Origin of the sequence: Paragemmobacter kunshanensis (genome assembly GCF_011059185.1) — a bacterium.
Taxonomy (GTDB): Bacteria; Pseudomonadota; Alphaproteobacteria; order Rhodobacterales; family Rhodobacteraceae; genus Paragemmobacter; species Paragemmobacter kunshanensis.
Window position 1 is genome coordinate 1 of record NZ_JAALFE010000084.1, and the last position, 1,497, is coordinate 1,497.

A 1,497-nucleotide genomic window follows, 5' to 3' on the forward strand; every position below is an offset into this window, starting at 1 on the left:
TGGACGGACGAGGCCGACGCGGACGGGCTGACCGACTTCTACGGGCTGCAGGCCATGGTCGCGCGCGAAATGTTCGTGGCAGGCGAGTGTTTTGTCCGGCTGCGTCCCCGACGCGACGAAGACGGGCTGATGGTGCCGCTGCAATTGCAACTCCTGCAGTCCGAAATGCTGCCCTTCGAGAAGACGGAAACCGCACCCAACGGCAACCGCATCCGCTGCGGGATCGAGTTCGACGGGATCGGGCGGCGCGTGGCCTATCACTTCCGCCGCCGCCATCCGGGTGACAGTACGGACCAGCGGGTGGCGGTGCCCGACACGGTCCGCGTGCCGGCCGGGGACGTGCTGCACATCTACCGGCCCATCGATGCGGGCCAGATCCGAGGCCTGCCGCATGTAGCACCCGCCATGGTGCGGCTGTTCCTGCTCGACCAGTACGATGATGCGGAACTCGACCGGAAGAAGACCGCGGCGATGTTCGCGGGCTTCATCACCAAGACCGCGCCTGAAGAGCCGATGATGGGTGAAGGCGCGGCCGATACCGAAGGTGCCGCGATTGCCAGCCTCGAGCCCGGCACGATGCAGGTTCTGCTGCCGGGAGAGGACGTGAAGTTCTCGAGCCCGGCCGATGTGGGCGGGGGCTACGAGGCGTTCCAGTATCGCACGTTGCTGGCGGTCTCAGCCTCGCTTGGTCTGCCCTATCACCTCGTCACCGGCGATGTGCGGCAGGCGAACTACTCGAGCCTTCGGGCCGAACTGGTCGAGTTTCGTCGCCGCATCGGCCAATTGCAGCATGGCGTGATCGTGCACCAGTTCTGCCGTCCGATCTGGGCGCGCTGGATGGAAACCGCGGCGCTGTCGGGCGCGCTCGATCTGCCCGGGTTCGGTGCCGAACCCGGCCGATTCCGCGCAGCACAATGGATCCCACCGCGCTGGGACTGGGTCGATCCGCTGAAGGATATCCAGGCACAGGTCCTCGCCATGGAGGCGGGCATCACCTCGCGGCGCAAGGTGGTCGAGGCCACCGGCTACGACGTCGAGGAGGTCGACCGCGAGAACGCGGCTGACGCCAAGCGGTCGGCCGATCTGGGCCTCCGATACCGGACGAGCCCCGGCGAGACGCAAGGCGCGCGGGCAACGCCCACAAGGCTGCCCGACCCGGAAACCGATGGATCCGACGCGAGCGCGCAATCCGAACAGGAGTGACAGGATGAAGAGCTGGTACACGATCCGCGCCCGGGGCACGGGCGCGGAAGTGCTGATCTACGACGAGATCGGTGCCTATGGCGTCAGCGCCAAGGGGTTCCTCGCGGAACTCGGCGCACTGCCGGACGGGGTGCCCGTCGATCTGCGCCTCAACAGTCCGGGTGGCTCGGTCTTCGACGCGGTGGCGATCTACAATGCCCTCCAGCGGCATGACGGAACGATCACCGTCTGGATCGACGGCGTGGCCGCCTCGGCGGCCTCCTATGTGGCCATGGCGGGTGACGAGATCGTCAT

Annotated in this window: 2 protein-coding genes; both read left to right on the forward strand. The window is 67.1% G+C overall.

What is annotated here, in order from left to right; all coding sequences use genetic code 11:
- A partial coding sequence (locus tag G5V65_RS23055) for a phage portal protein (protein ID WP_165054716.1) occupies positions 1–1,203 on the forward strand: 1,203 nt, incomplete at its 5' end.
- A gap of 4 nt (positions 1,204–1,207) precedes the next feature.
- Positions 1,208–1,497: ATP-dependent Clp protease proteolytic subunit (locus G5V65_RS23060; RefSeq protein WP_241250705.1), on the forward strand; the 290-nt coding region annotated here is incomplete at its 3' end.